Source organism: Mesorhizobium sp. M4A.F.Ca.ET.020.02.1.1 (genome assembly GCF_004022645.1).
In the GTDB taxonomy this organism is placed as follows: Bacteria; Pseudomonadota; Alphaproteobacteria; order Rhizobiales; family Rhizobiaceae; genus Mesorhizobium.
Genome location: NZ_RZOI01001006.1, coordinates 1 through 1694, shown reverse-complemented (window position 1 = coordinate 1694; position 1694 = coordinate 1). Strand labels below are relative to the sequence as shown.

Here is a 1694-nt window from a genome sequence, read left to right as displayed (position 1 = left end):
CCTTATCGCCGCGATGTTCGCCGTAGAACAGGGTGAGATCGGGCAGCGTGAGACCGATGTCGGAGAGTTCCTGGTCGGCAATCGAGCTTTCGGAAAGGTTATAGCGAATACGGTCGTAGCCGTATTCCTCCGGCGCCTCCCTCTCGATCACCATCCTGGCGTAGTTCATGGCTCCCCCCAGACTGCTTGGACTATCCAAGCCACAAAAGCATGAAGCCTGCCAAGGCGGATTCGCCGGCAGGCTTCTGTTCCAGTCGTTGAAACTATTGGCTCAGGCACGAGCCTGTCCCGGGCGTCGTCGAAATTCACCGTGAACTAATGAAGGCAGCGGCGAGCGTTCGGTTGAGGGGGAAGCGGTCGGCAACACAGCGCGCTCGACCTCCCCTTGCAAGCCGTCGATCCATGCGCTAATACTGAACCAAATGGTTCAGTATACGACAGTCCGCCTTGATGCCTCGTTCGCCGCGCTCTCCGACGCGACCCGGCGCGGCGTGCTGGAGCAACTCGGAAGTGCAGAAGCTTCGATCACGGAGCTTGCCGAAAAGTTCCACATGACCCTCACGGGTATGAAGAAGCATGTCGTCGTCCTGGAGCAGGCGGGGCTCGTCATCACGAAGAAGGTCGGGCGCGTTCGGACCTGCAAGCTCGGCCTGCGCCGGATGGAGGAAGAGGCGGCATGGATCGAGAGGTACCGCCAGCTCTGGGACGCACGCTTCGACGAGTTGGACAAGGTTGTCGAGGAACTGAAAACGGAAGGAGAAGATTGATGGACGTAAGAAAAGAGAGTGAGCGCAGCCCCATGACGAGCCGCACGACGGTCGAACGGAAGTCCGAGTGTGAACTGGTCGTTACGCGTATTTTCGACGGCCCGGTCCGCATCGTCTACGAGGCGTGGACCAAACCCGAGCTGTTCAAGCGGTGGTGGGCGCCGAAGTCGGCAGGCGTGCCTCTGCTTTCCTGCGAGATGGATGTTCGTGTCGGAGGCAGATACCGGGTCGAATTTGGCCACGATGCCTCAGAGTCAATGGCATTCGTCGGCAAGTACATCGACGTGATACCGAACTCGCGCCTCGTCTGGACCAATGAGGAAAGTGATGACGGTGCCGTGACCACGGTGACGTTCGAGGAAAGAGGTGACAAGACGCTTCTGGTGCTGCACGAACTCTATCCCTCGAAGGAAGCTCTCGACGAGGCCATCGCCGGGATGGAGGGCGGTATGCCCGAGCAGTTCGAGCAGCTGGACGAGCTTCTCGTCACGCTGGGCGCGGGTGTGGGACGGTCATGAAGTCGCTCTCGCGGTCACCGGCCTCGAGGGGAGTCTCAACGTGCCGTAGAGCAATTCCAGGAAAGGTGTGAAACGGTTTTTCCTGGAATAGCGTCAAAACAAGGATAGAGCGGTTCGACGTTTCCGTGAAACGGTGAACCGCTCTAGGCCGAAACCCTGGCCTTCCTGCCCCTGGCCTTGACCGGCTCGGCGGCCTTGCGGCCGAGGCCGATCGACTTCGCCAGCTCGGAGCGCGAGGCGGCATAGTTGGGGGCGACCATCGGGTAGTCGGCCGGCAGGCCCCACTTGGTGCGATAGGCTTCCGGCGTCAGCCCGAAATGGACGCCGAGGTGGCGCTTCAGCGATTTGAATTTCTTGCCGTCCTCGAGGCAGATGGTGTAGTCCGGCGTCACCGAGCGCCTGGGGTTGT

2 protein-coding genes and 1 pseudogene are annotated in these 1694 nt (G+C 60.5%); 2 read left to right on the top strand and 1 reads right to left on the bottom strand.

Annotated features, from left to right (window positions below; all coding sequences use genetic code 11):
- Positions 1-422 precede the first annotated feature (422 nt).
- Positions 423-789, top strand: a pseudogene (locus tag EN742_RS34185) (helix-turn-helix domain-containing protein).
- Positions 767-1285: an SRPBCC family protein gene (locus EN742_RS34180; RefSeq protein ID WP_127406712.1), complete on the top strand. Its 519-nt coding sequence runs from the start codon at positions 767-769 to the stop codon at positions 1283-1285. The pseudogene EN742_RS34185 and the gene EN742_RS34180 overlap by 23 nt, the downstream one beginning before the upstream one ends.
- A 143-nt stretch (positions 1286-1428) precedes the next feature.
- Here EN742_RS34180 and EN742_RS34175 read toward each other — a convergent pair.
- Positions 1429-1694: MucR family transcriptional regulator (locus EN742_RS34175; protein WP_189375720.1), on the bottom strand; the 266-nt coding region annotated here is incomplete at its 5' end.